The sequence below is a fragment of the Baekduia soli genome (genome assembly GCF_007970665.1).
In the GTDB taxonomy this organism is placed as follows: domain Bacteria; phylum Actinomycetota; class Thermoleophilia; order Solirubrobacterales; family Solirubrobacteraceae; genus Baekduia; species Baekduia soli.
In genome coordinates this window covers 4,566,568-4,592,312 of the sequence record NZ_CP042430.1, presented here as the reverse complement: position 1 = coordinate 4,592,312, position 25,745 = coordinate 4,566,568, and the positions used below count along the sequence as shown (strand labels likewise).

The following is a 25,745-nucleotide window of genomic DNA, read 5'->3' as shown; positions in this document are numbered from 1 at the left end:
GGTCTCCTACGGCGTGGGCTGTGCCCGCCCAGCGGCGGGGTTGATCAGCCCTTGAGCCCGGCCTGCAGGACCTGGCGGGCCGCGGGCGCCGCGGTGTCCCCGCCGGCGCCGGCCGAGACGAGCAGGACGCCGACCGCGATGCGCGGGTGGCCGCTGCCGGCCGGGGCGTAGGACGAGAACCACGCGTCGGTGTCGGTGGTGTCCTCGTGCTGGTCGGGGGCGCAGGACTCCGGGTTGTCGGGCGTCGGCACGCACGCCTGGGTCGACTTGAGCTCGGCGGTGCCCGTCTTGCCGGCGACGCTGACGCCGGAGATCGCCGCCGCGGTCCCCGTGCCGAAGCGCACCACGCCGAGCATGAGGCGCTCGACCTTTCGCGCCACCGCGGGCGTCGTGGCCACGTGGGTCGGGGCGTCGCCGGGCCACCGCGCGGGGTCCAGCGTCACGTCGGGCCGGCGGCCGCGCAGCCCGATGGCCGAGGCGACGATCGCCATCTGCAGCGCGGTCGCCTGCACGCGGCCCTGGCCGATCGCGCTCGAGCCCACGGCGAGGTCGTCGCCGATGTCGCCCGGCGGCGGGATCGACGCGGTCGCCGCACCCGTGATCCCCGTCGGCCGGTTGAACCCGAAGGCCTCGGCGGTCTGCACGAGCCTCTTCGCGCCCAGCCGGGCACCGAGGGGCGCGAAGACCGAGTTGCAGGAGTCGGCGAACGCCTTGACCAGCGTGCCGCCGCAGGACTCGCGGTTGGCGTTCTGCAGCTCGACGCCGCTGAGCGTGGCCGACGTCGCGTAGGCGAAGGTGTCGGTCGGCTTGACGATCCCGGCCTGCAGGGCGCCCGTGACCGTGATGATCTTGAACGTCGACCCGGGCGGCTGCAGGCCGCTGAAGCCGATGCCGGCCGCCGCGAGGATCTCGCCCGTGCGCGGGCGGATCGCCACGATGCCGCCCAGGCGCCCGGCCAGCGCCGTCACCGCGGCCTCCTGGACCGAGGGCGCGATCGTCGTGCGCACCGCCGCGGCCTTGCGCGGCGAGCGCTCGGCCAGCAGGCGCACGCCGGCGCGCAGCTGGCCGCCCGGCTGCCCGGCGAGCCGCTCGTCGAACGCGCGCTCCAGGCCGGTGATGCCGACCTGGGCGTCGGCGGGGTAGCCGAGCTGCTCGGCGCGCAGGCGCCGGTCGGCGGGGATCGGGCCGAGCGCCCCGACGATCGCGGTCGCCGCGGCGCCGAGCGTCGACGTGCGCGCCGGGCCCTGCGCCAGGGGCGTCCCGTCGCGGGCCAGGAGGTCGGCGCGGTCGGGCAGCGTCGTCGTCCGGCGCAGGCGCTCGCCGACGGCCAGCCCGGGGAAGGCGAGGTTGGGGTGCCAGTCGATGCGCGCCTTGCCGCTGTCCTGCACGACGGTCAGGCGCACCTCGTTGCGCACCGTGCCGAACACGCGCGTGTCGACCACGACGGGCAGGCGCCAGTCTCCGTGGCCGTCGTCGGTGGGCCGCCCGGTGGTGACGCCCCGGGCGGTGGCGATGGCCGCGGCGTCGGTGTAGCGGGCGGCGAAGGCCTTCAGCGGCCAGTGCGACTGCGCCGAGCCCGTGGTCTGCCGCCGCATGGCCGCCCAGTCGCCGCGCGACCAGGCCGCGGCGAAGCGCTGCACGGTGTCGCGCTCGCCCGATCCGCCGGTGACCGCGCACACGACGCCGACCACGAGGGCCGCCGCCAGGACGGTGCCCGCGGCCACGGCACGCCGCATCCGGGTCCGGCGAACGCTGGCACGGGGCGGCGTCATGCGCTGCGAAAGGTACCCACAGGCCTGCGGGTAGGGTGCCCTCGGTTGTCCCTCATCGACTGGTTGATCGTCGGCTTCACCGCCGTCATGGCCGCCATCGGGTGGCGTCAGGGATTCCTGGCCGGCGCGCTGGCGCTCGCCGGGTTCACCGGCGGCGCGTTCCTGGGCAGCCGCCTCGGCCCGGCGCTGTTGCCGGGCGGGTCGTCGTCGGTCTACGCGCCGCTCGTGGCCCTCGTGGCCGCGTTGGCGGGCGGGTCGATCCTCGCCGGTGCGCTGGAGGGCGCCGGGTTCGTGCTGCGGCGGGCCATCCCGATCCCCGGCGTCGCCGCGTTGGACGGGCTGCTCGGCGCGCTGCTCAGCGCGGCGGTCGGCCTCGGGCTGGCGTGGCTGGCGGGCGCGGTGATGCTCCAGACCCCGGGCGCCCGGCACCTGCGGACCGACATCCAGCGCTCGGCGATCCTCTCGCGCCTCAACGCGGTGCTGCCGCCCTCGGGCAGCGTCCTGCACCTCCTCGCGCGCTTCGACCCGTTCCCCCACATCGACGGGCCCGAGGCCGACGTCCCCGCGCCTGCGCCCGCGGTGGCGCGCGACCCCCAGGTCCGTGCCGCGGCCGCGAGCGTGGTGCGGGTCCTCGGCACGGCCTGTGGGCTGGGCATCGAGGGCTCGGGCTGGGTCGCGGGGGACGGGATCGTGGTCACCAACGCGCACGTGGTGGCCGGGGAGGACGACACGGTCGTGCAGGAGCGCGGCACCGGGCCCCGGCTGCAGGCCCGCGCCGTGGCCTTCGACGCGACGAACGACGTGGCGGTCCTGCGCGTCGAGGGGCTGCACGCCCCGGCCCTGGCGCTGGACGCCGACCCGGCCTCGGGGCGCAGCGGCGCGATCCTCGGCTTCCCCCAGAACGGCCCCTACGACGTGCGGGCCGGGCGCCTGGGCCAGACGCGCACCGTGCTCTCCCAGGACGCCTACGGCAACGGGCCGGTGTCGCGCCGCATGACGCCCTTCCGCGGCCGCGTGCGCCCCGGCAACTCGGGCGGCCCGCTCGTGGGCACCGACGGCCGCGTGCTGACGACGGTCTTCGCGCAGGCGCGCGGCAGCACCCGCCAGGGCGGATACGGGGTGCCCAACGCGGTCGTGCGCGACGTCCTGGACGGCGCGGCCGGCGGCGGCTCGGTGTCCACGGGCCGGTGCGCCGGCTGACCTGTCACGACTTCGCCACAGCCGGCCGCACCGCGCGGCCCGACCGCTACGCTGCGGACCCACATGGGAAAGACCCTCGTCATCGCCGAGAAGCCGTCCGTCGGCCGCGACCTCGCGCGGATCCTTCCGGGCCCGTTCGAGAAGAAGACCGGGGCGGGGGAGAAGACCGAGCGCTGGCTCGAGGGCCCCGAGCACGTCATCAGCTGGGCCGTGGGCCATCTCGTCCAGCTCGCCGAGCCCGACGAGTACGACGACAAGTACAAGAAGTGGCGGATGGCCGACCTGCCGATCGTGCCCGCGCGCTTCAAGCTCGTCGTGCGCGATGAGCGCTCCCAGAAGCAGATGTCGGTCGTGCGCCAGCTCCTGCGCCGCGACGACGTCGACGTCGTCATCAACGCCTGCGACGCCGGCCGCGAGGGCGAGCTCATCTTCGCCTATCTCTTCGAGAAGGCGGGCGCCAAGAAGCCCGTCAAGCGGCTGTGGCTGAACTCGATGACCAACGACGCGATGCGCGAGGCGTTCGGGCAGCTGCGCGACGGCGAGGAGATGGCGACCCTCGAGGACGCCGCGCGCTCGCGGTCGGAGGCCGACTGGATCGTCGGGATGAACGCCACCCGCGCCGCGACGATCCGGCTGCGCTCGTCGTTCGACGGCGCCGTCTCGCTCGGCCGCGTCCAGACGCCGACGCTCGCCATCCTGACCCGTCGCGAGGAGGAGATCCGCGCGTTCGTGCCCGAGCCCTACTGGCTCGTCGACGCGCGCTTCGCCGCCGAGGGCGAGCGGACCTACGAGGGCCGCTTCCACGCCGGCGCCAAGCCCCGCGTCGGGACCGCCGAGGAGGCCGAGGCGATCGCCGCCGCCGTGCGCGACCGGCGCGGTTCGATCACCAAGCTCGAGAAGACGACGCGCAAGGAGAAGGCGCCGCTCCTGTACGACCTCACGTCGCTGCAGCGCGAGGCCAACACCCGCTTCGGCTTCTCCGCGCGGCGCACGCTCGCCGCCGCCCAGCGCTGCTACGAGGAGCACAAGGCGCTGACCTACCCGCGCACGAGCTCGCGCTTCCTGACGTCCGACATGGTCCCCGAGCTCAAGCCGATCGCCGGCCACGTCGGTGAGCACAAGGAGTACGCGGCCGGCGCCGCCTACGTCGCCGGGCTCGACCTGCTGCCGCTGTCGCGGGTCGTCGACGACGCGAAGGTGGGCGACCACCACGCGATCATCCCGACCAACGCCTCGCACAAGCTCGAGAAGATGAACGACGACGACCGCAAGGTGTACGACATGGTCGCGCGCCGGTTCCTCGCGGTCTTCCACCCCGAGGCGGTCTTCGAGAACACGCGGATCGAGACGACGGTCTCCGAGCACATCTTCCGGACGCGCGGCAAGGTGCTCGTCGTCCCCGGCTGGCGCGGCGTCTATGGCGAGGAGGCCGACGACGGCGCCCCGCGCGACGAGGACGACGAGGGCCGCGACCAGACGCTGCCCAAGCTCGAGCAGGGCGAGGGCGTCGAGACGCGCTCGGTCGAGGTCCTGGCCAAGGAGACCAAGCCGCCGCGGCGCTACAGCGACGCCTCGCTGCTGGGCGCCATGGAGACCGCGGGCAAGCTCGTCGACGACGACGAGCTGCGCGAGGTCATGAAGGAGTCGGGCATCGGCACGCCGGCCACGCGGGCGGCGATCATCGAGCGGCTCATCGACGTCGGCTACGTCGAGCGCGACGGCCGTGCCCTCGTGCCCACGGAGAAGGGCATGAACGTCATCCGCCTGCTCGGCGAGCACCCGCTGACCTCGCCGTCGCTGACCGGTGACTGGGAGCGCCGGCTGGCCGAGATCGAGCGCGGCGACCAGGAGCGCAAGCGCTTCATGGCCGACATCGCCAAGTTCGCCGGCTCGACGGTGGGCGAGCTCGACGCCAAGCTCAAGGACGTCCGCATCCCGCGCGCCAACCTGGGCCCGTGCCCGGTCTGCGGCCGCGACATCGTCGAGAACCGCAAGGGCTACTCGTGCTGGGGCCGCGAGGACCCGGGCTGCGGCTTCGTCATCTGGAAGTCCAAGGCGGGCAAGAACATGCCGCCCGCCATCGCCAAGGAGCTCATCGCCCGCGGGCGCACCGAGAAGCCCGTCACGGGCTTCAAGGGTCGCAGCGGACGGTCGTTCCGGGCCCGCCTCGCGCTCATGCAGAACGAGGAGGGCCGCTGGCGCGTGGAGTTCGACGAGCCGTGGGCCAAGGAGGGCGCCAAGCCGCCCGAGGCCGAGGACGAGGCCGCGGCCGCGACGCCCGTGGCGGCGACGTCCGGCACCGGCGACGACGAGAGTGCGGCGGCGTAGGCCCCTCGGCGCCGGCCTGGCCGGCACGCTGGCGGTCCTGGCGCTGTACGCCGCGCCGGCGCCCGCGATGGACGCGGGCACGGTCACGCATGCCGCCGGGGCGACGTCCGCGACGCTGTCCTGGGGCGCTGCCGACTTCGGGATCACCGACCCGCGGCTGGCGATCACCCGCGCGGGCGTGTCCTACGACGTCGCGATCACCGACATCTGCCAGGAGGGCTGCATCCTCGTCGCCGACGACGCCCACACTGCGCCGGGCGACTCCGTGCTCAAGGTGGCCGACCTCGACGCCGACGGCGAGCCCGAGGTCCTCGTGGACACGTTCTCCGGCGGCGCGCACTGCTGCGTGACCACGCGCGTGCTGACGTTCGACGGCAGCGCCTACACGCCGACCGACATCTTCTGGGGCGACGTGGGCTACCGGCTGCGTGACGCGGACGGCGACGGGCGGCCGGAGCTCGTCGGCGCCGACCCGCGCTTCTCCGGGGCCTTCACGGCGTTCGCGGCCTCCGGGTTCCCGGCCCAGGTGCTGCAGGTGACCCACGGCGCCGTGGCCGACGTCACGCGGCGCTTCCCGGCCGTCGTGGCCGCCGACGCCCGCCGCCAACTGCGCGACCTGCGACGCCTGCGCCGGGGCGACGACGTGCGCGGCCTGCTGGCGGCCTACGTCGCCGACGAGTACTCCCTGGGACGCGCGGCGACGGCGCGGGCCGAGCTGGCCCACCAGCTGCGCCGCCACCGGATCCGCCCGCAGTACCGGGCGCTGCTGCTGCGGCGCCTGAAGGCCTGGGGCTACCGGTGAGCCGGGGCGCGGCCGACGGCCAGGCCGCGCTCCTCCGGGTGGTCCCGCAGGGCCAGCAAGCGCGAGGTCCTTGGCCCTGGCCTCGAGCATGACGTCGGCGTCGATGCCCGCGGCGATCTCGCGGACCAGGCGCTCGAACGCGAACGGGTCGATCGTGTCGGCGTGGGCGCGCGCCGGCGCGGGCACGAGGGCGGCGCTCGGCGCGCCGGCCCACGTTGTACAGCGCGATGTCGTGCGCGGCCGCGTGGCGCAGGCTCGCCTCCAGGCGGTCCAGCGACACGACCAGCGACGGCCCGGACGGCCCGGCGTCGCGTGTCGTGGGAGGCCAGGTCCCCGTCGGAGAGGACCTTCACCGACAAGCCGAGACGCATCCCCGGGCACGCTGGCCCGCCGCGGGTGCGACCGGGCGCCCGGACCGCCCTGCGCCGTTCTGCCACACCGTCGGGTGGCGCTGCCACCCTTGACGACCCCCGGATGCCCCTCACGCTCGTCACCGGTCCCGCCAACGCCGCCAAGGCACGTGTCGTCCTGGACGCCGCGCGCGCCCGCTCGGCGCAGTCGCCGCTGCTCGTCGTGCCGACGTTCGCCGACGTCGAGCGCTACCGCCGCGAGCTCGTGGCCGGCGGCGCGGTGCTCGGCGTCCGCGTCTCGGCGCTCAACGGGTTCCTGCGCGAGCTGCCCGTCCGCGCCCGCGTGCCCGGGCGCGTGCTCAGCCCGCTGCAGGAGGAGCGCGTGGCCGCCGCGGCCATCGCCGCCACGCCACTGGAGCGCCTGGCCGACGCGGCCGCCACGCCCGGCTTCGCCCGGGCGCTCGTGCGCTTCTGCGCCGAGCTGGGGGAGGCCCGCATCGCGCCGCCGCGCTTCGTGCGCGCCCTCCGCGACTGGGCGGGCCCCGACGGCGCCCGGCGTGCCTACGCCGACGAGCTCGGAGCGCTCGTGCTCGCCCACGGGCGCGCGCTGGAGCAGACGGGGCGCCGTGCCCGCGCCCAGCACGTCACCGCCGCGCTGGACGCGCTGCGGGTCGCCCCGGGCCGCTGGGGCAGGACGCCGGTCTTCCTCTACGGCTTCGACGACCTGACCCCGCTGCAGCGCGACGTCGTCGACACGCTGGCCAACGCCGTCGGCGCCGACGTCATGCTGTCGCTGACGTTCGAGCCGGGGCGGGCCGCGTTCGCCGCGCGCGCCACGCTGCACCAGGAGCTCCTGGCGCTCGGCGCCGCCGAGCAGCGCCTGGAGCCCTCCGCGGAGTACTACGCGCCCGGGGCGCGCGCGGTCCTGCACCACCTCGAGCGCGGCCTCTTCGAGCCCGACCGCCCGCGCGCGCCCGCCGGCGACGCCGTCCAGGCGCTGCAGGGCGGGGGCGAGCGCGCCGAGGCCGAGCTCGTCGCCGCCCGGATCGCCGCGCTGGTGCGCGGGGCATGGCGCCCGAGGAGATCGCCGTCGTGCACCGCGGCCTGGAGACGGCCGCCCCGCTGCTGGACCAGGTGTTCCGCGCCTACGACCTGCCCGTCGCGCTGGACCGCGAGATCCGCGCCGGGCACGCCGCGCTCGGCCGCGGGCTCATCGCGCTGCTGCGCTGCGCGCTGCTGGACGGCAGCGCCGACGATCTGCTGGCGTGGCTGCGCACCCCGGGCGTCCTGCGCGTGCCGGCGTTCGCCGACCGCCTCGAGGCGCGCGCCCGCCGCGACGGAGCGCGCACCGCGCGCGAGGCCCGGGCGCTGTGGGAGCAGGAGCACTGGCCCCTCGAGGCCCTGGACCACCTGGCCCGAGCCCACGAGCGCGGTGGGGTGCGCGCCGTCGGCGAGCGGCTGGCCGCCGAGGCCGCCACGATGCTCGCGGCGCCCTGGCGCCGCCAGGCCCCCGTGCTCGACGAGGAGGGCGAGGTCGACGCCCGGGTCGCCTCGGCGCTGCGCCGCGCCCTGTCCGAGCTCGCCGCGCTGCCGCCGGCGATGCAGCCCGGCCCGGCCGAGCTGGCGGCCACGCTCGAGGCGCTGCCCGTGTTCCTCGGCGCGCCGGCCGGGCCCGGGCGCATCACGATCACGCGGCCCCAGAGCCTGCGCGCGCGGCGCGTGCGCGCCCTGTTCTGCATCGGCCTGCAGGAGGGTGTCTTCCCGGCGCCGTCGCGGCCTGAGCCGTTCCTGGGCGACGACGAGCGGCGCGAGATCAACGCGGCGACGGGCCTGCGGCTGCGCCTGCACGAGGACGCGCTGCAGGTCGAGCGCCTGTTCTTCTACGCCGCGGTCTCGCGGCCCACCGAGCTGCTGGTCCTGGGCTGGCACGCCGCCACCGACGACGGCTCGCCGAGCGTACGGTCGCTGCTCGTCGACGACGTCGCCGACCTCCTCGATGCGGGCTGGGCGCAGCGGGCGCAGCGGCGCGAGCTCGGCGCCGCGGGCTGGCCCCGGGACGCGGCGCCGACCGAGCGCGAGGCGGCGCGCTTCGCCGCGGCCGACGCCCCGCCCGCCCAGCCCGAGGCGATCGGCCCACTGCGCGCTCCGGCGGCGCTGGGGCCGCTGCGCGAGCGCCACACGTGGTCGGCCTCGCAGCTGGAGGCGTGGGCCTCCTGCCCCGTGCGCTGGTTCGTCGAGCGCCACCTGCGCCCGGCCGTGCTGGTCCCCGACCCCGAGCCCATGCTGCGCGGCGAGCTGGCCCACCGCGTGCTCGAGCATGCGCTGTCGGCGCTGGCCGCCGACGGCGGCGGCCTGGTCCCCGAGCGCCTGCCCGATGCGCGGGCGCTCGTGCACGCCGCGCTGGCCGAGCACGCCCAGGACTTCCGGATCTCGCCCAACCCCGAGCGCCTGCGCAGCGCTCTGCGCCGCCTGGAGGTCGACCTGCTGCGCTACCTGGAGTACGCCGCCCACGCCGGCGGCAGCTTCCGGCCGTCGCTGTTCGAGGTGACGTTCGGGCAGCCCGAGGACCCCTACCCGCCGCTGGAGCTCGACGACGGCGCGCTGCGGATCGCGGGGCGCATCGACCGCGTGGACCTCGCGCCGGGCGGCAGCCCCCGCCAGGCCATCGTCTACGACTACAAGGGCAAGACCGCGACCGCGCAGGCCCGCTGGCAGGACGAGGGCAAGCTCCAGGTCGCGCTGTACCTGCTCATGGTCCGCCACGTGCTCGGCCTGGAGCCCGTCGGCGGCCTCTACCAGCCGCTGGGCGCCGCGCCCGACGCCCAGCGCCCCCGCGGCGCCGTGCGGCGCGACGCCGACCCGGGGCTGGACACGGTGGGCACCGACCGCGTCGCGCCCGAGGAGCTCGAGGCCCTCCTGGAGGCGTGCACCCAGGCCGCGCGGGACGCCGTGTCCGAGCTGCGCCGCGGCGCCCTGGCGCCGGCGCCCGACCGCTGCGCCTACGGCGGCGGCTGCGCGCACCCGACGATCTGCCGGTGCATGACGGCATGACCGCCGCCGGGCGCCTGTACGACGACGGCGGGGCGATGGTCGGCCGCGACGGCCTGCCGTTCACGGCCCAGCAGGCCACGGCGATCGCCCGCCGCGAGGGCGCGCTGCTGCTCTCGGCCAACGCCGGGTCGGGCAAGACCTCCGTGCTCAGCGAGCGCTTCGTGCGCTCCGTGCTCGAGGACGACCTGGAGCCCGGCCGGATCCTGGCGATCACCTTCACCGACAAGGCGGCCGGCGAGCTGCGGGCGCGGGTGCGCGCGCGCTTCGTCGAGCTCGGCCGCCGCGACCGCGCCCGCGACCTCGAGGCCGCGTGGATCTCGACCTTCCACGGGCTGTGCGCCCGCATCCTGCGCTCCCACGCCGTCCGCGCCGGGCTGGACCCGGCGTTCGGGGTGCTCGAGGACGCCGAGGCCCGCGACGTGCGCTCCGAGGCCTTTGAGGCGGCGCTGGCGGCCTTCCTGGCCGGCGAGCGCGAGGAGGCGCTCGACCTCGCCGCGGCCTACGGCGTCGACGCGCTCCAGGCGACGATCGTGCGCACCCACGACCAGCTGCGCAGCTCCGGGATGACGCGGCCTGCGCTGCCGCCCGTGCGGGCCGAGGCACCCGACCCGGCGCCCCTGGCCGCGGCGCTGCGCGCCGCGCAGGCCGACCTGGCGGGGCTGGAAGGCAAGACGATCGCCGGGGCCGGTGCCGCACTGGCGGCCTGCACGCAGCTCCTGGAGAGGAACGCGCCGACGCTCGCGGGCCTGGAGGCCGCCGCGTTCCGGCCCGGCAACACCAAGGCCCTCAAGAGCGACGCGTGCGCGGCCTACCTCGCCGCGCTGGAGGTGTTCGCCGGGGCCACGCGCGACGCCCTGGCCGCGCGGGCGGTCGCCCTGCTCAACGAGCTGCTCGGCCGGCACGCCGACGCCTACGCGGCGGCCAAGCGCGCCCGCGGCGCCCTGGACTTCGATGACCTCGAGCTGCTGGCGCGCGACCTGCTCGCCGACGCGCCGGCCGTGCGCGCGGCCTATGCCGACCGGTTCGAGCGGGTGATGGTCGACGAGTTCCAGGACACGAACGCCGTGCAGCTGCATCTGCTCGAGCTCCTGGGCGGCGAGCGCTTCGTCGTCGGCGACGAGCTGCAGTCCATCTACGGCTTCCGCCACGCCGACGTGCGCATCTTCCGCGCCCAGCGCGCGGCGCTGCAGCAGACCGGGGACGCCGCCGCGCTGGCCGCCAACTTCAGAAGCCGCCCGGAGATCCTGAGCGTCATCGACGACGCCACGGGCGACCTGCACGGCCCCGCCCACGTGCCGTTCGTGGCCGGGCGCGAGGCGGCGGACACGGCCTCTGGGGCGCGGGTCGAGCTCCTGCTGACCGACGCCGACGCGGTCGCCGCGTGGCCGCCGGAGACGCTGGCCTCGCTGCCCCTGAGCCCCGAGCGCCGCCGCGCCGAGGCACGGGTCGTGGCCGCCCGGGTGGCCGCCCTGGTCGGCGAGGAGGGGGTCGATCCCGCCGACGTCGTCGTGCTGCTGCGCGCCGCGACCGACATGGCGGTCTTCGAGCGCGCGCTGGAGGAGGAGGGCCTGACCACGCTGGCGGCCGGCGGGCGCGGCTACTGGGGACGCCAGCAGGTGCTCGACCTGTGCGCCTACCTCGGCGCGCTGGCCAACCCGCGCGACGAGCTCGCGCTCTTCGGCCTGCTGGCCTCGCCGCTGGTGGGCCTCGGCGCCGACGGCCTGGCCATCCTGGCCCGCGGCACCGCCCGCGGGGCGCGCTGGGAGGCGCTGGCGTCGGCCTTCGTCGCGGGCGAGCGCTCGCCGGTGGCGGCCGACCTGCCCGACGCCGACCGCGACGCGCTTGCCAACTTCTGCCCGTGGTTCGCCGCCGAGCGCGAGCGCGCCCCGCGTCTGGGGCTCGACGAGCTGCTGGAGCGCGCCGTGGACCGCACGGGCTATGACCTGCACGTGCTCGGCCTGCCCGGCGGGCGCCGGCGGTGGGCCAACGTGCTCAAGCTGCAACGCCTGGCCGCCGGCTTCGAGGGCCGCCGCGGGCGCGACCTGCGCGGCCTCATCGACCTCGCCACGGCCGAGCTCGAGGCCCAGGCGCGCGAGACCGACGCGCCGGTGGAGGCCGCGCCGAGCAACCCCGGGGGTGCCGTGCGCCTCATGACGATGCACGCCGCCAAGGGCCTGGAGTTCGCGGTGGTCGTCATCGCCGACCTCGGCCGGGCCGGGCGCAGCGACGCCGACGACCTGCTCGTGCAGGGCGGCCGGGTCGGCCTGCGGCTGCGCACGGTCGACGGCGGGTCGGCCAAGGCACTGGACTGGGAGGCGCTGCGCGACGAGCAGGCGGCCGCGGGGGCCGACGAGGAGCGGCGGATCCTGCACGTGGCGATGACGCGCGCCCAGGAGCGGCTGCTGCTCAGCGGAACGTTCGAGGCCGACCGCTGGCTCGGCGCGCCGCGGCCCGCCGTCGCGCCGCTGCGCTGGCTGGCGCCGCGCGTCGTCGCCGGGCTCCAGCGCGCGCTGCCGGAGGCGCCCGACGGCGAGTCGTGGCCGGGCGACCCCGATCCCGCCGCGCCGGCGCCGCGCGTCACGGTCACCGTGCACCGGACCCCTCCGGCCATGCCGCGTGCGCTGCCCTCGCCGGTCGCCGCCGAGGCGCCCGGGCCCGGCCTGCCCGAGCCGCCCGCGGCCGCCCCCGGGGGCCAGCTCACGCTCGACCTGTTCGCCGAGCCCGCGGCGGCCGCGGCGCCGCCGCCCGCCGGCGCCGGCGCCGGCGGGCCGCCCGTGCGCCCCGCGACCTCCGGCACGCCGCCCCGGCCGCTGCCCGCGGCCCTGAGCTACTCGTCGCTGTCGGCCTACGACCGCTGCGGCTACCGCTGGTACCTCGAGCGCGTGCTGCGCCTGCCGCGAGAGGAGGCCGACGCCGCCACGGCCGCGGCCGCGTGCGGCGAGGACCCCGCGGCGGTCGGCGGGCCGGCCGGTCTGGACCCGCTCGTGCGCGGCTCGCTGGCCCACCTGCTGCTTGAGGGGCTGGACCTTGCGGCGCCCGCACCGCCCGGCGCCGAGGCGGTCCGCGAGCTCGCCGAGCTGCACGAGGCCGAGGTCACCGACGCCGACGTGGCCGACCTGCAGGCCCTGGTGGCCGCGTTCGTGGACGGCCCGCTGGCCGGGCGCCTTGCCGCCGCGCCCGACGTGCGCCGCGAGCACGGCTTCGTCGTCGGGTTGGGCGACGATGCGGCGCCGCTGCTGCACGGCGTGATCGACGTCCTGGCCTTCGAGGCACAGGGCGGCGCGCTCGTCGTCGACTACAAGACCGACGTCGTCGCCGGCGACGCCGACCTCGAGGCCCACGTCGAGGCCGACTACGGCATCCAGCGCCACATCTACGCCCTGGCCGCGCTCGGCGCCGGGGCACCCGACGTCGAGGTGGCCCACCTCTACCTGGCCCGCCCGCACGCGCCGGTGGTCGCGGTCTACGACCGCGCCGACGTCCCGCGCCTGCGCGCCGACATCCAGGCCCGCATCGCCGACCTCGCCGCCGGGCGCTTCGTCCCCACCGACGAGCCGCACCGCGCGCTGTGCCTGACCTGCCCAGGGCGGCGCGCGCTCTGCCACCACCCCGAGGAGCTCACGCTCCGGGACGCGCCCCGGCCGTCGGCCCCGACCGGCTAGGCGCACCGGGCGGGGGCATCGGGAACGGCGGCCCGCCGCGGCCGGCCACCTCCGGCCCGCTCGAGCTCGGCGTTGAGCTCGGCGCCGAAGAGCAGCGCGCAGCCCGAGAGCCAGAGCCACAGCAGCAGCACGACGACCGTGCCCGCCGCCCCGTAGGCGGCGCCGTAGGAGCTGAAGTTCTTGATGTAGATCGCGAAGCCCACCGACGCGACGATCCAGATGAGCACGCCCGCCATCGCGCCCGGGGTGAGCCAGCGAAGCGTGCGCGGCTCGCGGTCGGGGGCGAACGCGTAGATCAACGCGTAGGCGATGAGCATCACGAACAGCGCCAGGGGCCAGCGGACGATGGACCACGTGGTGGCCGCGCTGCGGCCGAGCCCGATCGTCCCCAGGAGGTCCTCGGCGATCCGGCCGCCCAGGAACAGCGCCGCCACGACGATCAGCAGGAGCACGACGATCACCAGCGTCATGCCCATGTCGGTGACCTTGCGCCGCACGAAGCCGCGGTCCTCCTCGACGCCGGCGACGCGGTTCAGCGCCCGGCCCGCGGCGCCGAACGCGCCGGACGCGCCGTTGAGCGCGAAGAGGATGGAGAACACAAGGGCGATCGACACCGCGCCACCCGAGGCCGTGACCAGCTTGTTCATGACCTCCTGCACCGCCTGCTGCGTCGGCCGGTCGGCGCCTTGGCGCGCCAGGTAGTCGACGGCCTTGGAGACCGTGCTGCGGTCGCCCACGAGCGAGAACAGCGACGTCGCGAGCACCAGCGCCGGGAACAGCGACATCATCGCGTAGTAGGTCAGCGCGGCCGCCACGTCGGTCATCTGGTGGTGGCGGAACGCGGCGAAGGCCCGCTTCGCGGCGCCCGTCAGCGAGGTCGCGCTCGGCTCCGGCGACGCCATCTCAGTGCTGGTGGCGGCCGCCGAGACCCAGGTCATGCCCGGTCCCGCCGATGCCGCCGATGAGCACGAGGATCGCCACGACCACCGCGACGAGCGACGGCAGGCCCGCCAGGACGCACGCGGCGACGAGCACCGCGGCGGCGACGAGGGTGAGCAGCGTTCCGAGCATGCCCTGGGAGGGTCCCCTCCCGCGGCGCGGGCTATTCGCCCGCGCGAGCGCTGTCGCCGAGCAGCCCATGACCCTCGGTCACCGCGGAGGCGACGTCGATCACCGTGCGGTTGCGCGACCGCGCGTGGGTGCGCAGCCGCTCGAAGGCCGTGCGGTCCGAGAGCCCGTGGCGCTCCATGAGGATGCCCTTGGCGCGCTCGATCGTCGCCCGCCGCTCGATCGCGGTCTCCAGGCGGCCGACCTGCTCCTCCAGGCGCGTGGTCTCGGCGTGGCGGCGCATGGCGACCTCGATGGCCGCCTGCAGGCTCTGCTCGTCGCCGTCGCGCACGGCGGCGTAGATGCCCGGTCGGCGGCGCGGGGGATGAAGTCGCCGCCCTCGTCATGGGCGACGAGCGCGATGACGGGTCCGGCCGCGAACGCCGCGATCTCCTCGATGAGGTCAAGGGCGTGCTCGTCGTCGTCGTGGACCACGACGACCGAGAGCTCGGGGTCCTCGCGCGCCACGGCCTCCGTGACCTCGGCGAGGTCGATCGCCGTGGCCGTGACCTGGTGGCCCAGGCGCTGCAGGCTGGTCGAGGTGCGCTCCAATGCCTCGCGGTCCTCGTCGGCCGCGAGGATGCGGAGGCCCTCTGCGGGATCCGTCACGCGTCCTATACTACGTCGGCCTGGGCCGAAACACCCGCCCGAGGGCCCCACCTTCCGACGCCCCATCCCCCCGGTGTCGTGCGCTTTCGCCATGCAGCACGACATCTCCCGCGCCCAGGAGGAACGGCTCCTCTTCACCCGCCTCGCGGCGACCCGCGATCCCGCCCTGCGGGACCAGCTTGTCGAGCGCTACCTGCCGCTCGCGCGCCAGCTCGCGCGCCGCTACCAGCGCCCGGACGAGCCCATGGACGACCTCGTCCAGGTGGCCGCCCTCGGGCTCGTCAAGGCCATCGACCGCTTCGACGCCACCCGCGCCGTCGCGTTCTCCAGCTACGCCGTGCCGACGATCCTCGGAGAGATCAAGCGCCATTTCCGCGACCGCACCTGGTCGGTGCGCGTGCCGCGCGACCTGCAGGAGCTCGCGCTCAAGGTCGAGCGGACCGTGGGGGACATGACCCGCGAGCTGCACCGGTCGCCGTCGGTGACCGAGCTGTCGGAGCGGGTGGGGGCCAACGAGGAGCAGGTGCTCGAGGCCCTCGAGGCCGCCGGCGCCTACCACGCCACGTCGCTGGAGACCCCGCGCGGCTCGGAGGCCGAGCCGGGGGAGACGCTGGCCGACACGATCGGCGGCGACGAGGACGGCTACGACCGGGCCGAGGCCCGTGCGACGATCGCTCAGCTCATGCGGGCGATCACGCCGCGCGAGCGCGAGGTGCTGCGCCTGCGCTTCGAGGAGGACCTCACCCAGGCCGAGATCGGCGAGATCATCGGCGTCTCGCAGATGCAGGTCTCGCGCCTCATCCGTCAGGCCGTATCGCGCCTGCGGCTCGCGGCGCATACCGACCCGGACGTGACGTCGCGTCAGCGCTGACCGTCGCCCGGACCTCGCGCTGCAGCCGGTCGCGAAGCAGCGCGAACCCGACCGCGGCCGAGACGGCCTGCAGCAGGCGCCGGTTGTCGGCGTCGTGGGGCTCGACCTCGTCGAAGACCATCACGAGCAGCCCGAGGACCTCGCCCGCCACGGCGATCGGCAGCCCCGCGGCGTGCAGGCCCTCGGGCACGCCGAGCGTCGCGGCGGCGGCCGGGTCCAGCCACTGGCCCTCGACGTCGCGCAGGGCCCGCCCGAGGGCCGGATGGCCCGCCACGGTCAGCCCGCATGCGCGCAGCGCGCCGCGCCGCGAGCCGTGCAGGATGAGCCGGCCGCTGAGGTAGCTGGCCAGGCCCGCGTCGACGGCGCGCGTCTGGCGCACGAGGACGTCGAGCGCCGAGCCGATGACGGCGGGGCCGGGCTCGCGCTGGAACGCGACGGCCAGGGCCGAGAGCGCGTCGAGCCAGCGATCGTGGCGCTCGGTGCGCCGGCGCAGCTCGGCCAGCTCGGCCTGCTCGGCGGCCAGCGCCGCGCGGGCGTCGCGCACCGCGGCGGTCTCGATGCCCACGATGGCCACGACGGGCCGCTGGCCCGGCCCGACCGGGAGGCGGTAGAGCATCGATCGCGTCGGGCTCTCAGGGCGCACGGCGGCCGAGCACGCGCCCCAGGGGCGGTGGACGACCTCGACGGCCGGCACGTCGCCCGTGAAGTGCAGGCGCAGCGGCTCGGCCAGGTCCCGCGCCTCCTCCTCGGCCAGTTCGGCGCCCGGCGGGGCGGGGCCGCGCAGCGCGCGCAGGGCCGCGTTGGCCCACTCCAGGCGCAGGGGGTCAGGACCCGAGACGAGCGCCACCGCGACCGGGGCCAGCTCCAGCGTGGCGCGGAAGGCCTCGGCCGGCGGCCCGGCGCCGTCGGCCACCCGGCCGACGTGCTCGATGGCGGCCGGCAGGGGCGCACCGTCCTGTGCGGCGCGCCGCACGGCGACCACCCGGGTGATGTCGGAGACGAGGTAGCGCCGCGGCCCGCCGGCCACGCGCACGGGCCGCGGGAAGCCGTGGCGGCGCTCCCAGGTGCGCAGCCGCTCGCGTGACACGCCGGTGAGCTGCGCGAAGCGCGTCGCGCTGATCGTCTGACCGGCCTTGTCCATCCCGTCCACGCCCGCGGTTATGGCCGATTCTCGCGTTGCCCAATCGTGACCACCTTGTCAGCCCCTCCCCAAAAGTGAGGATGGTTCACGCAGGGCAGGGGAGAACCATGTGGATCGGGAGGACCGATGGACCCTATGACGCCTGGTGCCGGGGGCCGGGATGACGTGCGCACGCTGCTGCGCCGGTGGCAGGACCACGGGGACCGCGTGGCGCGCGACCTGCTGGTCGACGAGATGCTGCCGTTGGCCCGCAGCCTCGCGCGGCGCTACGCGAACAAGGGCGAGCCGCTGGACGACCTCGAGCAGGTCGCCTGCGTCGGGCTCATCAAGGCGATCGACCGCTTCGACCTCACGCGCGACGTGCGCTTCGCCACCTACGCGGTGCCGACGATCGCCGGCGAGCTCAAGCGCCACTTCCGCGACCGCGGGTGGATGATGCGCGTGCCGCGCGAGGTGCAGGAGCTGACCGGGCGCATCTCCGTCGTGCGCGAGCGGCTCATCGGCGACCTGTCGCGGTCGCCGACGGCGGCCGAGCTGGCGCGGGCGCTGGACTGCGACGAGGACCGCGTGCGGGAGGCTCTGGCCGCCGCGGCCGCCTACCGCATGATGTCGCTCGACCAGCCCTACGCCGACGGCACGGGCCCGCTGGAGAGCCTGGGCGGCGACGACGACGGGTTCGAGCGCGCGGAGGCCCGCGCGATGCTGGCCGACAGCCTGCACGAGCTGCCGCCGCGCGAGCGCGAGATCGTCCGCCTGCGGTTCTACGAGGGCCTGACCCAGCGCGAGATCGCCGACCGGATCGGGATCTCCCAGATGCACGTCTCGCGGCTCATCCGCCGCACGGTGCAGGGTCTGCGCGACCGCATCGCGCTGCCCCAGGCCGCTTGACATCGCGGGACCGCGGCGCGAACGTCGGCCTGCGATGGAGGAGCACTCGAAGTCGCAGGCGCGGGAGGACGAGGACGAGGCCGAGCGCCTGGACCGCGAGCTCCTCGAGCTGCTCAACGAGCTGCGCGTGGTCATGCCGGGCGTCCAGCTCCTGTTCGGCTTCCTGCTGACGGTCCCGTTCCAGCAGGGCTTCGCGCGCATCGACGGCTTCCAACGCATCGTCTACGTCGTGACGCTGCTGCTGACCACCGCGGCCGCCGCATTCCTCATGGGCCCCTCGGCCTTCCACCGCCTCACGTTCCGCGCGGGTCAGAAGCCGTACCTCGTGCGGCTGGGCACCCGGCAGGCGATCGCGGGCATGGCGCTGCTCGCGCTGGCCATGAACGGCGCCGTCCTGCTGCTGATGGACATCGTCTTCCGGACGACGACCGTCGTGGTCGTCGTCGCGGCCACGGCGGCGCTGTTCGGCTGGCTGTGGTTCGGGCTGGCGTGGCGGCGCCTCGCTTCGGGCAGAACCGCGTGGTGAGCCCCAGCCGACGCCAGCCCGCAGCCGCCATCCTCGACATCGACGGCACCCTCGTCGACACGAACTACCACCATGCCGTCGCGTGGTTCCGCGCGTTCCGCCAGCACGGCCACGTCGTGCCGCTGTGGCGCATCCACCGCCACATCGGGATGGGCGGCGACCAGATGGTCGGCTCGCTGCTCAGCGACGAGGTCGAGCGAGCCGAGGGCGACGCCATCCGCGAGGCCGAGAAGGCGCTGTACCTCGTGTTCATCGCCGAGGTCGAGCCGCTGCGCGGCGCCCGCGCGCTGCTGGAGGACCTGCGCGACCGCGGCCGCAAGATCGTCCTGGCCTCCAGCGCGAAGGCCCAGGAGGTCGATCACTACCTCGACCTGCTCGATGCGCGTGAGCTGGCCACGGGGTGGACGACGTCGGCCGACGTGCAGCGCACCAAGCCCGCCCCCGACCTCGTGCTCGCCGCCATGGAGCTCCTCGACGGCGCGCCGGCGGTCATGGTCGGCGACTCGACGTGGGACTGCGAGGCGGCCAAGCGCGCCGGCCTGGAGTCGATCGCCGTGCTCACGGGCGGGTTCTCGGAGGGCGAGCTGCGCGACGCGGGCGCCTCGGCGGTCTTCGGCTCGATCGACGAGCTGCGCCTCGCGCTGGACGACACGCCGTTCGGGTAGGGCCGGGACATGAGCCCCACACCGCTGCTCGAAGTCCCCCAGCCCGTCGAGCCCGCGACGCCCGTGGTGCCCGACGCCCCGGCGGTCCCAGACCCCGAGCCGGCGATCGAGCCCGGGACCCCGGGCGATCCCGTGGGCCCCGACGTCCCGGCGCCCGACACGCCCCGCGAGGATCCCGTCGAGCCCCCCGCGCCCAGCGCACCCGCGGAGTAGCGTTCCGCCATGGGCTTCGACCAGTACCACGAGCCGCCGGACGAGCTGCCGGCCGAGACCCGCACCTTCGCGCGACTCTGCGCGTCGCTGACCGAGGAGGCCGAGGCGATCGGCTGGTACGCGCAGCGGCTGGCCGTCGAGCGCGACCCCGAGGCACGGGCCGTCATGGCCAACGCCGTGGGCGAGGAGTACAAGCACTTCTCGATGGACCTGGAGTTCCTGCTGCGGCGCACGCCGCGGTGGCGGGAGATCGCCGAGGGCGTGCTGTTCCAGGACGGCGACATCGTCGCCCACGGCGAGGCCGCCGAGGAGGGCGCCGACGACGACGACGGCGCGGCGGCCGTCGGCTCCGGCGGCCCCTCCCTGGGCATCGGCAGCCTGAGGGGGGCAGGGCTGTGAGCCACCTCCTGCGCGGGCATGCGCCGATCACCGACGAGGGCTGGGCACGCATCGACGAGGAGGCGCGCGACCGCCTCACGCCCGGGCTGGCCGCTCGCCGCCTGGTCGACTTCGCCGGCCCGCTGGGCTGGGAGCACTCGGCGACGAACCTCGGCCGCATCGAGCCGCTCGACGTCAGCCCGCTCGGCGAGGTCGAGGGCCATCGCCGGCGCGTGCTCGCGCTCGTCGAGCTGCGGGCGCCGTTCACGGTCGGCCAGGAGGAGCTGCGCGCCGGCGACCGCGGCGCCCAGGACGTCGACTTCGACGCGCTGGACGACGCCGCGCAGCGGATGGTCGTCGCCGAGAACACGGCGGTCTTCCACGGCTGGCCCCAGGCGGGGATCGAGGGCATCATCCCCGCGTCGCCGCACGCGGCGGTGCCCTGCGGCGACGACATCGACCGCTACCCGGGCTTCGTGGCCCGCGCGGTGGAGACGCTGCTGCGCGACGGCGTGGCGGGCCCGTACGGCCTCGCGCTGGGCCGCGAGGAGTACACCCGCGTCATCGAGACCGCCGAGCTCGGTGGCCACCTGCTGCTCGACCACCTGCGCGAGATCCTGGGCGGCCCCATCGTGTGGGCGCCGGGCGTGCAGGGCGGGGTGGTCGTCAGCCAGCGCGGCGGCGACTTCCTGTTCGAGTGCGGCCAGGACCTCGCGGTGGGCTATGCGGGCCACGACGCCGAGGCCGTGTCGCTGTACCTGGAGGAGACGTTCTCCTTCCGGGTGGCGAGCCCGGAGGCGGCGGTGGCGATCGTGCGCTGAGGCTGCGCTGCGGTCGTTCTCCGCCGTGGGCGCTCGTGTCACTCCGGGGGCTCGCAGCCTCCGTCCGGCCGCCCGGGTGCCGCGGCAGCGCTGCCCGCGAACGACGCCGGGACCCCCGACGCCGAGTCCGCGGCGACCTAGGCGAGACCCTCGGCCTCGTACTCCCGCAGGTAGCCCTCGAAGAGCCGGCGGTGGCCCTCCTCGTCACGCAGGATCGCGATGACCATGTCGTTCGTGACGGGGTCGGTGCCCTCCGTCGCCTCGATGATCGCGTTGTAGTGCTCGATGGCCCCGGTCTCGGCCTCGATGACGCCCTTGATGACGTGCACGACGTCGGTCTGCTGCTCGGGCGGCTGGAGGTAGTCCTGCTCGGCGGAGAACTCCAGGGAGCCCGGGACGACCCCATAGAGCTCCTTGATGCGGGCGGCGAACTGCTGCGCGTGGCCGAGCTCCTCCTGGATGTCGGCGTTGAGCGACTCGATGATCTCCTGCGCCCGGACACCGTCGGGGTTGACCGAGTTGGCGATGTAGGACATCACCGTCTCGATCTCCATCCAGTACGCCTTCTTGAGCATGTCGACGATCCGCTCGCGCTCGGCGGTCTTGTCGTCGGCCAGGATCCCCTGGCTCGCGTTTCGTGTGGTGGCCATGTGGTGAGCACTACCCAGAGCACCCCACGCACCAGACACCCGACCCAGGAGGCGGCACATCATGGCGCAGACGCTGGCAGGCAGGACGGTGGCGATCCTCGTGGCCACCGAGGGCATCGAGCAGGTCGAGCTCGTCGAGCCCCGCAGGGCCCTCGAGGAGGCCGGGGCGACGGTCCACCTCGTCTCCACCGAGGCCGGCGAGGTCCAGGCCTTCGACCACCTCGACAAGGCCGACACGTTCACCGCCGACAAGGCCGCATCGGACGTCTCGGCCTCCGACTACGACGCGCTCATGCTGCCGGGCGGCGTCGCCAACCCCGACGCGCTGCGCACCGACGCCGGCGCCGTCGCGTTGGTCCGTGGCTTCTTCGACGCGGGCAAGCCCGTCGCGGCGATCTGCCACGCCCCCTGGACGCTCATCGAGGCCGACGTCGTGCGCGGGCGGACGCTGACCTCATGGCCGTCGCTGCAGACCGACCTTCGCAACGCGGGCGCGACGTGGGTCGACGAGGAGGTCGTCGTCGACCAGGGCCTCGTGACCAGCCGCAAGCCCGACGACCTCGAGGCGTTCAACGCCAAGATGCTCGAGGAGTTCGCCGAGGGCCGCCACGAGGGCCAGAGGCGCGGCGGCGGCGGCGCCCGGTTCGAGAAGGACCGCGCGACGACCTAGGATCGTCGCGTGGACGACCGCCTCGCGACCTGGACCGCCGCCGGCGCTCCGGGCCCCGAGGCGCTGACGGGTCGGCGCGTGGAGCTGCAGCCGCTGCAGGCCGCGCGCCACGCCGCCGACCTGTTCGCCGCCGCCCACGGCCGTGACGCCGACCCGCACCTGTGGGACCACATGGCCTACGGGCCGTTCCCCGATGCCGCGGCCCTGGCGGCGTGGGCCCGGGAGCGCGAGGACGGCGAGGACCCGCGCTTCTACGCCGTGGTCGACCGCGTGACCGGGCGCGCCGGGGGCGTCGTGAGCCTCATGCGCGTCGACTGCGCCAACGGCTGCATCGAGATCGGCAACGTCTGGTTCGGCGCGGCGCTGCAGCGCACCCCGCAGGCGACGGAGGCCATCGCCCTGCTCGCCCGCCACGCGTTCGACGACCTCGGCCACCGGCGGCTGGAGTGGAAGTGCGACGCCGCCAACGCCCGTTCGCGCGCCGCCGCGCTGCGGCTGGGGTTCACCTACGAGGGCACGTTCCGCCAGCACATGATCGTCAAGGGCCGCAACCGCGACACGGCGTGGTTCGCGATCGTCGACGGCGACTGGCCGGCGGTGAAGGCCGCGCTGGAGGCGTGGCTGGACCCCGCCAACTTCGACGCCCGGGGCCGCCAGCGCGCGTCGCTGGCGGCGCTGCGCACCTGAGGCCGGACGCAAGAACCCCTGCGTGGGGTGTGCGCACGGGGTCCGGTCGGGCACACTAGGCGGTCCATGCCCCGTTCGATCTGGACCGGCGCGATCAGCTTCGGGCTCGTCACCGTGCCCGTCAAGCTCTACAGCGCCGTCAACCGCAAGACCGTCCGCTTCCACCAGCTCAACCAGAAGACGGGCTCGCGGATCCAGCAACGACGCGTCGACGCGTCCACCGGCGACGAGGTCGCCTACGAGGACCTCGTCAAGGGCTTCGAGCTCAGCCCGGACCGCTACGTCGTCATCGACCCGGCCGAGCTCGAGTCCGTCGAGCCCAAGAAGACCAAGACCATCGACATCGAGGACTTCGTCGACCTCGACGACATCGACCCGATCTTCTACGACCACCCGTACTACCTGGCGCCCGGGCCCGGGGGCGCCAAGCCCTATCGGCTGCTGCTGGAGGCGATGCGCGAGACCAACAAGGTCGCGATCGCCAAGGTCGTCATCCGCTCCAAGGAGAGCCTGGTCGCCGTGCGGCCGATGGGCGACGTGCTCGGCATGGCGACGATGCTCTTCGCCGACGAGGTCGTCGACCCGGGGACGATCGACGGCGTCCCCGACGCCGACGACGTCGAGATGTCCGAGCGCGAGATCGACATCGCCAAGCAGCTCGTCGACTCCCTGGCCGGCGACTTCGAGCCCGAGAAGTACTCCGACACCTACCGCCAGGCCGTCCTGGACATGATCGAGAAGAAGGCCGCCGGCGAGGAGATCGCCGTGCAGCCCGAGACCGAGGAGGCCACGCCGGTGCCCGACCTCATGTCCGCCCTGAAGGCCAGCCTCGACGCCGTGCGCGAGCGCAGCGGCGGCGGCGACGCCAAGCCCAAGCCCAAGCGTCGGCGCACCACCACCGGCGGGTCCGGCTCCGGCGCCGCGCCGAAGGCCAAGGCGCCCGCCTCGCGCGCCAAGCCCAAGGCCAAGCGCTGAACGCGGCGCCCCGCGGGTATGTCCGCGGGGTGCCTGCCACCGCCAAGGCCCCGCCCCCCATCCGCCTGCGCAGGGTGGACTGCTCGGGGCCCGGGCTGCGGCGCGTGCGCCGTGGGCGCGGCTTCTCGATCCTGGATCCCGACGGCGAGCGGGTGCAGGAACCCGAGGTCCTGCAGCGCATCACCGAGCTCGTCATCCCCCCGGCCTGGGAGGACGTCTGGATCTGCCCGTACCCCGGCGGCCACATCCAGGCGACGGGCATCGACCAGAAGGGCCGCAAGCAGTACCTGTACCACCAGCGCTGGCGCCTGCGCCGCGACCAGGCCAAGTTCGACGACATGATCGCCTTCGCGCGCGTCCTGCCCGCGCTGCGCAAGCGCGTGCAGGACGACCTGGCCCGCGGGGATCTGGGCCGCGACCACGTCCTCGCGCTCGGCGTCCGCCTGCTGGACCGCGGGTTCTTCCGGATCGGCTCCGAGGACTACGCCGTCACGAACGAGACCTACGGGCTGGCCACGATGAAGAAGCGCCACGTACGGGTGCGCGACGGCGTCCTGCTCTTCGACTACCCGGCCAAGCACAACAAGCGCCGCGTGCAGGCCGTCGTGGATCCGGCGCTGGCCGACGACATCTGCACGCTCAAGCGCCGTCGCGGCGGCGGCGACGAGCTGCTGGCCTACCGCAGCAGCCCACCGCGCGGACGCTGGGTCGACATCCGCTCGCCCGACATCAACGCCTACCTCAAGGACGCCACGGGCGCCGACGTCTCGGCCAAGGACTTCCGCACCTGGGGGGCCACCGTGCTCGCCGCGCTGGGCCTGGCGGTCAGCCCGGTGCCCGACACCAAGACGGCGCGCAAGCGCGCGATGGCCCGGGTCGTCAAGGAGGTCGCCCACTACCTGGGCAACACGCCCGCGGTGGCCCGCGCCTCCTACATCGACCCCCGCACGTTCGAGCGCTACCAGGACGGCATCACGATCGCCGGCGTCCTGCCCGACCTGGCCGAGGCCGGCGACGGCACGGCGATCCAGGGCGACGTCGAGCTCGCGGTGCTGCAGCTGCTCACGGGCGAGGACTCGCCCGCGCTGGCCGAGCCCGCCGCGCCGCTGGCGGCGTGAGGCCGGCCGCCGCGACGTCGGCGAGCAGCTGCCAGAGGTGCTGCGTGGCGTAGGATCGCCACGGCGCCCAGGCGGTGGGCGCCGGCTCGGCGCCCAGCCGGGCGAGCGCCTGGCGCACGCCGAGGTCGCCGGCCAGCAGGACGTCGGGGTCGCCGAGGGCGCGCATGAGGACGTAGTCGGCCGTCCACGGCCCGATGCCCGGCAGGGCCAGCAGCGCCGCGCGGGTGGCGTCGCGGTCGGCGCCGGGCTCCAGGACGGGCGCTCCGTCTCCGGCCAGGGCGCCCGCCAGCCCGGCCAGGGCCTGCCGGCGGGTCCGGGGCATGGCCAGCGTCGCGGGGTCCACGGCCGCGAGCTCGGCGGGGTGACGAAGCGGTGGGTGATCGTGCCGCGCGGCGCGCGCAGCGGGCGCCCGGCCGCGGCGACCAGCCGGGCCGCGAGCGTGCGCGCGGCGGCGAGCGAGACCTGCTGGCCGAGGACGGCGCGCACCGCGGTCTCGGCGCCGTCGACCGAGCCGGGGCAGCGCAGCCCCGGGTGGGCGGCGCGGCAGGGGCCCAGGACCACGTCGGTCCCGAGCGCCGCGGTCACCGCGGCGGGGTCCTGGTCGAGGTCCAGCAGCCGGCGGCAGCGCGCCAGCGCCGCGCCGCGGTCGCGGGCGTCGTCGAGCCACAGGCGGGCCGTCACCGGCCCTCCGTCGAGCACGAGCTCGACGATCCCGTCGCCGTGGTCGAGCCCGAGGCTGCGGCGGTACGTGGTCCCGTCGACCTCCTCGACGCCGGGCACCGCGCGCACCGCCAGCCACCCCAGCAGCGCCGCCGCGTCGAACGGGTCGCGCCGCGGCAGCTCCGTGACGTCTAGGACGCCGGCGCCTCTTCCTCGTCGAGTGCCGACACGGCCTCGTCGCGGCTGGCGCGGATCGTGAAGATCTGGTCCAGGCCGGTGATCTCGAACGTCTTGGCGATGTTCTGGTCGACGTTGACGATCGTCAGCCGGCCGTCGCGCGAGCGCAGGCGCTTGACGGTGCCGATCAGCACGCCGAGCGCGGTCGAGTCCAGGAAGGTCGTCTCCTCGAGGTCGACGACGACGCGGGTCTTGCCGCCCTCGATGGCCTCGCCCAGCGCGGCCTTGAGCTCGGGGGCGGTGAACAGGTCGATCTCGCCGCGGACGGCCACGACCTGCGTGGCGTCGTCGACGGCGTCCTGGGTCAGTGCGAATTCGGGTGGCATCGGTCCTCCTAGTGTGACGAACGCACGCCGGGGGCGGT

General features: G+C 75.4%; 23 protein-coding genes and 2 pseudogenes. 16 read left to right on the top strand and 9 right to left on the bottom strand.

Features of this window, described 5'->3' with window-relative positions; genetic code table 11:
- Positions 1–44 precede the first annotated feature (44 nt).
- Positions 45–1,724, bottom strand: coding sequence for a penicillin-binding transpeptidase domain-containing protein (locus FSW04_RS22235; protein ID WP_187369017.1), 1,680 nt, complete (start codon positions 1,722–1,724; stop codon positions 45–47).
- A 93-nt stretch (positions 1,725–1,817) separates the two neighbouring features.
- On the opposite strand from FSW04_RS22235, the gene FSW04_RS22230 reads away from it, so the two are divergent.
- The 5 genes from FSW04_RS22230 to FSW04_RS22210 all read left to right on the top strand — a co-directional run bounded on the left by FSW04_RS22230 (position 1,818) and on the right by FSW04_RS22210 (position 13,165).
- A complete protein-coding gene (locus FSW04_RS22230; RefSeq protein WP_146922383.1) occupies positions 1,818–2,972 on the top strand; it encodes a MarP family serine protease in 1,155 nt (384 codons plus the stop codon).
- 63 nt (positions 2,973–3,035) lie between these two features.
- Positions 3,036–5,300, top strand: coding sequence for a type IA DNA topoisomerase (locus tag FSW04_RS22225; RefSeq protein ID WP_146922382.1), 2,265 nt, complete (start codon positions 3,036–3,038; stop codon positions 5,298–5,300).
- Positions 5,287–6,102, top strand: a complete 816-nt coding sequence (locus FSW04_RS22220) for a hypothetical protein (RefSeq protein ID WP_146922381.1) — start codon at positions 5,287–5,289, stop codon at positions 6,100–6,102. Before FSW04_RS22225 ends, FSW04_RS22220 begins: the two co-directional genes overlap by 14 nt.
- 1,418 nt (positions 6,103–7,520) lie before the next feature.
- Positions 7,521–9,503, top strand: a complete 1,983-nt coding sequence (locus FSW04_RS22215; protein WP_146922380.1) for a PD-(D/E)XK nuclease family protein — start codon at positions 7,521–7,523, stop codon at positions 9,501–9,503.
- A complete protein-coding gene (locus tag FSW04_RS22210) occupies positions 9,488–13,165 on the top strand; it encodes a UvrD-helicase domain-containing protein (RefSeq protein WP_146922379.1) in 3,678 nt (1,225 codons plus the stop codon). The genes FSW04_RS22215 and FSW04_RS22210 overlap by 16 nt, the downstream gene beginning before the upstream one ends.
- Here FSW04_RS22210 and FSW04_RS22205 read toward each other — a convergent pair.
- From FSW04_RS22205 to FSW04_RS22200, 3 genes are read right to left on the bottom strand one after another with little or no spacing between them, the layout of a single operon-like run.
- Positions 13,162–14,067, bottom strand: a complete 906-nt coding sequence (locus FSW04_RS22205; RefSeq protein WP_187369016.1) for a YihY/virulence factor BrkB family protein — start codon at positions 14,065–14,067, stop codon at positions 13,162–13,164. The two genes, FSW04_RS22210 and FSW04_RS22205, sit on opposite strands and share 4 nt — an antisense overlap.
- Position 14,068: 1 nt before the next feature.
- Positions 14,069–14,236: a hypothetical protein gene (locus FSW04_RS26520; protein WP_187369015.1), complete on the bottom strand. Its 168-nt coding sequence runs from the start codon at positions 14,234–14,236 to the stop codon at positions 14,069–14,071.
- 31 nt (positions 14,237–14,267) lie between these two features.
- Entirely contained in the window at positions 14,268–14,564 is a 297-nt protein-coding gene (locus tag FSW04_RS22200) for an ANTAR domain-containing response regulator (RefSeq protein ID WP_146922377.1), read from the bottom strand.
- A gap of 408 nt (positions 14,565–14,972) precedes the next feature.
- On the opposite strand from FSW04_RS22200, the gene FSW04_RS22195 reads away from it, so the two are divergent.
- Positions 14,973–15,752 carry a SigB/SigF/SigG family RNA polymerase sigma factor gene (locus tag FSW04_RS22195; RefSeq protein WP_187369014.1) on the top strand — a complete coding sequence of 260 codons (780 nt, stop codon included), beginning with the start codon at positions 14,973–14,975 and terminating at the stop codon, positions 15,750–15,752.
- Here FSW04_RS22195 and FSW04_RS22190 read toward each other — a convergent pair.
- Complete coding sequence (locus FSW04_RS22190; RefSeq protein ID WP_146922375.1) at positions 15,679–16,893, bottom strand: MerR family transcriptional regulator; 1,215 nt, start codon at positions 16,891–16,893, stop codon at positions 15,679–15,681. The two genes, FSW04_RS22195 and FSW04_RS22190, sit on opposite strands and share 74 nt — an antisense overlap.
- 165 nt (positions 16,894–17,058) lie before the next feature.
- Between FSW04_RS22190 and FSW04_RS22185 the strand changes: the two genes are divergently transcribed.
- From FSW04_RS22185 to FSW04_RS22160, 6 genes and pseudogenes are all read left to right on the top strand, one after another.
- The gene (locus FSW04_RS22185; protein WP_228430646.1) at positions 17,059–17,781 is read left to right on the top strand and encodes a SigB/SigF/SigG family RNA polymerase sigma factor; all 723 of its coding nucleotides are present in this window, start codon (positions 17,059–17,061) and stop codon (positions 17,779–17,781) included.
- 34 nt (positions 17,782–17,815) lie between these two features.
- Complete coding sequence (locus tag FSW04_RS22180) at positions 17,816–18,307, top strand: DUF6328 family protein (RefSeq protein ID WP_146922373.1); 492 nt, start codon at positions 17,816–17,818, stop codon at positions 18,305–18,307.
- Entirely contained in the window at positions 18,304–18,972 is a 669-nt protein-coding gene (locus FSW04_RS22175; RefSeq protein WP_146922372.1) for an HAD family hydrolase, read from the top strand. The genes FSW04_RS22180 and FSW04_RS22175 overlap by 4 nt, the downstream gene beginning before the upstream one ends.
- A 9-nt stretch (positions 18,973–18,981) precedes the next feature.
- Entirely contained in the window at positions 18,982–19,185 is a 204-nt protein-coding gene (locus tag FSW04_RS22170) for a hypothetical protein (protein WP_146922371.1), read from the top strand.
- Between the two features lie 9 nt (positions 19,186–19,194).
- Positions 19,195–19,506 (top strand): annotated as a pseudogene (locus tag FSW04_RS22165) (ferritin family protein); the annotation flags it as partial.
- 74 nt (positions 19,507–19,580) lie between these two features.
- The gene (locus FSW04_RS22160; RefSeq protein ID WP_146922369.1) at positions 19,581–20,384 is read left to right on the top strand and encodes a family 1 encapsulin nanocompartment shell protein; all 804 of its coding nucleotides are present in this window, start codon (positions 19,581–19,583) and stop codon (positions 20,382–20,384) included.
- A 137-nt stretch (positions 20,385–20,521) separates the two neighbouring features.
- On the opposite strand, the gene FSW04_RS22155 is transcribed toward FSW04_RS22160, so the two are convergent.
- The gene (locus FSW04_RS22155; protein ID WP_146922368.1) at positions 20,522–21,034 is read right to left on the bottom strand and encodes a ferritin-like domain-containing protein; all 513 of its coding nucleotides are present in this window, start codon (positions 21,032–21,034) and stop codon (positions 20,522–20,524) included.
- 61 nt (positions 21,035–21,095) lie between these two features.
- Here FSW04_RS22155 and FSW04_RS22150 point away from each other — a divergent pair, with 61 nt between their 5' ends.
- From FSW04_RS22150 to FSW04_RS22135, 4 genes are all read left to right on the top strand, one after another.
- Positions 21,096–21,704 carry a type 1 glutamine amidotransferase domain-containing protein gene (locus tag FSW04_RS22150; protein WP_146922367.1) on the top strand — a complete coding sequence of 203 codons (609 nt, stop codon included), beginning with the start codon at positions 21,096–21,098 and terminating at the stop codon, positions 21,702–21,704.
- Positions 21,705–21,713: 9 nt separating this feature from the next.
- On the top strand, positions 21,714–22,391 hold the full coding sequence (locus FSW04_RS22145) for a GNAT family N-acetyltransferase (protein WP_146922366.1): 678 nt from the start codon (positions 21,714–21,716) through the stop codon (positions 22,389–22,391).
- A 66-nt stretch (positions 22,392–22,457) separates the two neighbouring features.
- Complete coding sequence (gene ku, locus FSW04_RS22140; RefSeq protein ID WP_146922365.1) at positions 22,458–23,366, top strand: non-homologous end joining protein Ku; 909 nt, start codon at positions 22,458–22,460, stop codon at positions 23,364–23,366.
- A 29-nt stretch (positions 23,367–23,395) separates the two neighbouring features.
- Positions 23,396–24,484 (top strand): DNA topoisomerase IB, encoded by a 1,089-nt coding sequence (locus FSW04_RS22135; RefSeq protein WP_228430644.1) that lies wholly within the window; start codon positions 23,396–23,398, stop codon positions 24,482–24,484.
- On the opposite strand, the gene FSW04_RS27550 is transcribed toward FSW04_RS22135, so the two are convergent.
- From FSW04_RS27550 to FSW04_RS22125, 3 genes and pseudogenes are all read right to left on the bottom strand, one after another.
- Positions 24,429–24,827 (bottom strand): DNA glycosylase family protein, encoded by a 399-nt coding sequence (locus FSW04_RS27550; protein ID WP_228430642.1) that lies wholly within the window; start codon positions 24,825–24,827, stop codon positions 24,429–24,431. The two genes, FSW04_RS22135 and FSW04_RS27550, sit on opposite strands and share 56 nt — an antisense overlap.
- Before the next feature lie 218 nt (positions 24,828–25,045).
- Positions 25,046–25,273, bottom strand: a pseudogene (locus FSW04_RS28200) (AlkA N-terminal domain-containing protein); the annotation flags it as partial.
- A gap of 62 nt (positions 25,274–25,335) precedes the next feature.
- The gene (locus tag FSW04_RS22125) at positions 25,336–25,707 is read right to left on the bottom strand and encodes an STAS domain-containing protein (RefSeq protein ID WP_146922364.1); all 372 of its coding nucleotides are present in this window, start codon (positions 25,705–25,707) and stop codon (positions 25,336–25,338) included.
- Positions 25,708–25,745: the final 38 nt, after the last annotated feature.

Excerpts from the sequence above, each read along its gene's own strand:
- FSW04_RS22225 (WP_146922382.1), top strand. The coding sequence starts at position 3,036 with ATGGGAAAGACCCTCGTCATCGCCGAGAAGCCGTCCGTCGGCCGCGAC.
- FSW04_RS22215 (WP_146922380.1), top strand. The coding sequence starts at position 7,521 with ATGGCGCCCGAGGAGATCGCCGTCGTGCACCGCGGCCTGGAGACGGCC.
- FSW04_RS22205 (WP_187369016.1), bottom strand. The coding sequence starts at position 14,067 with ATGGCGTCGCCGGAGCCGAGCGCGACCTCGCTGACGGGCGCCGCGAAG.
- FSW04_RS26520 (WP_187369015.1), bottom strand. The coding sequence starts at position 14,236 with ATGCTCGGAACGCTGCTCACCCTCGTCGCCGCCGCGGTGCTCGTCGCC.
- FSW04_RS22195 (WP_187369014.1), top strand. The coding sequence starts at position 14,973 with ATGCAGCACGACATCTCCCGCGCCCAGGAGGAACGGCTCCTCTTCACC.
- FSW04_RS22190 (WP_146922375.1), bottom strand. The coding sequence starts at position 16,893 with ATGGACAAGGCCGGTCAGACGATCAGCGCGACGCGCTTCGCGCAGCTC.
- FSW04_RS22180 (WP_146922373.1), top strand. The coding sequence starts at position 17,816 with ATGGAGGAGCACTCGAAGTCGCAGGCGCGGGAGGACGAGGACGAGGCC.
- FSW04_RS22170 (WP_146922371.1), top strand. The coding sequence starts at position 18,982 with ATGAGCCCCACACCGCTGCTCGAAGTCCCCCAGCCCGTCGAGCCCGCG.
- FSW04_RS22155 (WP_146922368.1), bottom strand. The coding sequence starts at position 21,034 with ATGGCCACCACACGAAACGCGAGCCAGGGGATCCTGGCCGACGACAAG.
- FSW04_RS22150 (WP_146922367.1), top strand. The coding sequence starts at position 21,096 with ATGGCGCAGACGCTGGCAGGCAGGACGGTGGCGATCCTCGTGGCCACC.
- ku (WP_146922365.1), top strand. The coding sequence starts at position 22,458 with ATGCCCCGTTCGATCTGGACCGGCGCGATCAGCTTCGGGCTCGTCACC.
- FSW04_RS22125 (WP_146922364.1), bottom strand. The coding sequence starts at position 25,707 with ATGCCACCCGAATTCGCACTGACCCAGGACGCCGTCGACGACGCCACG.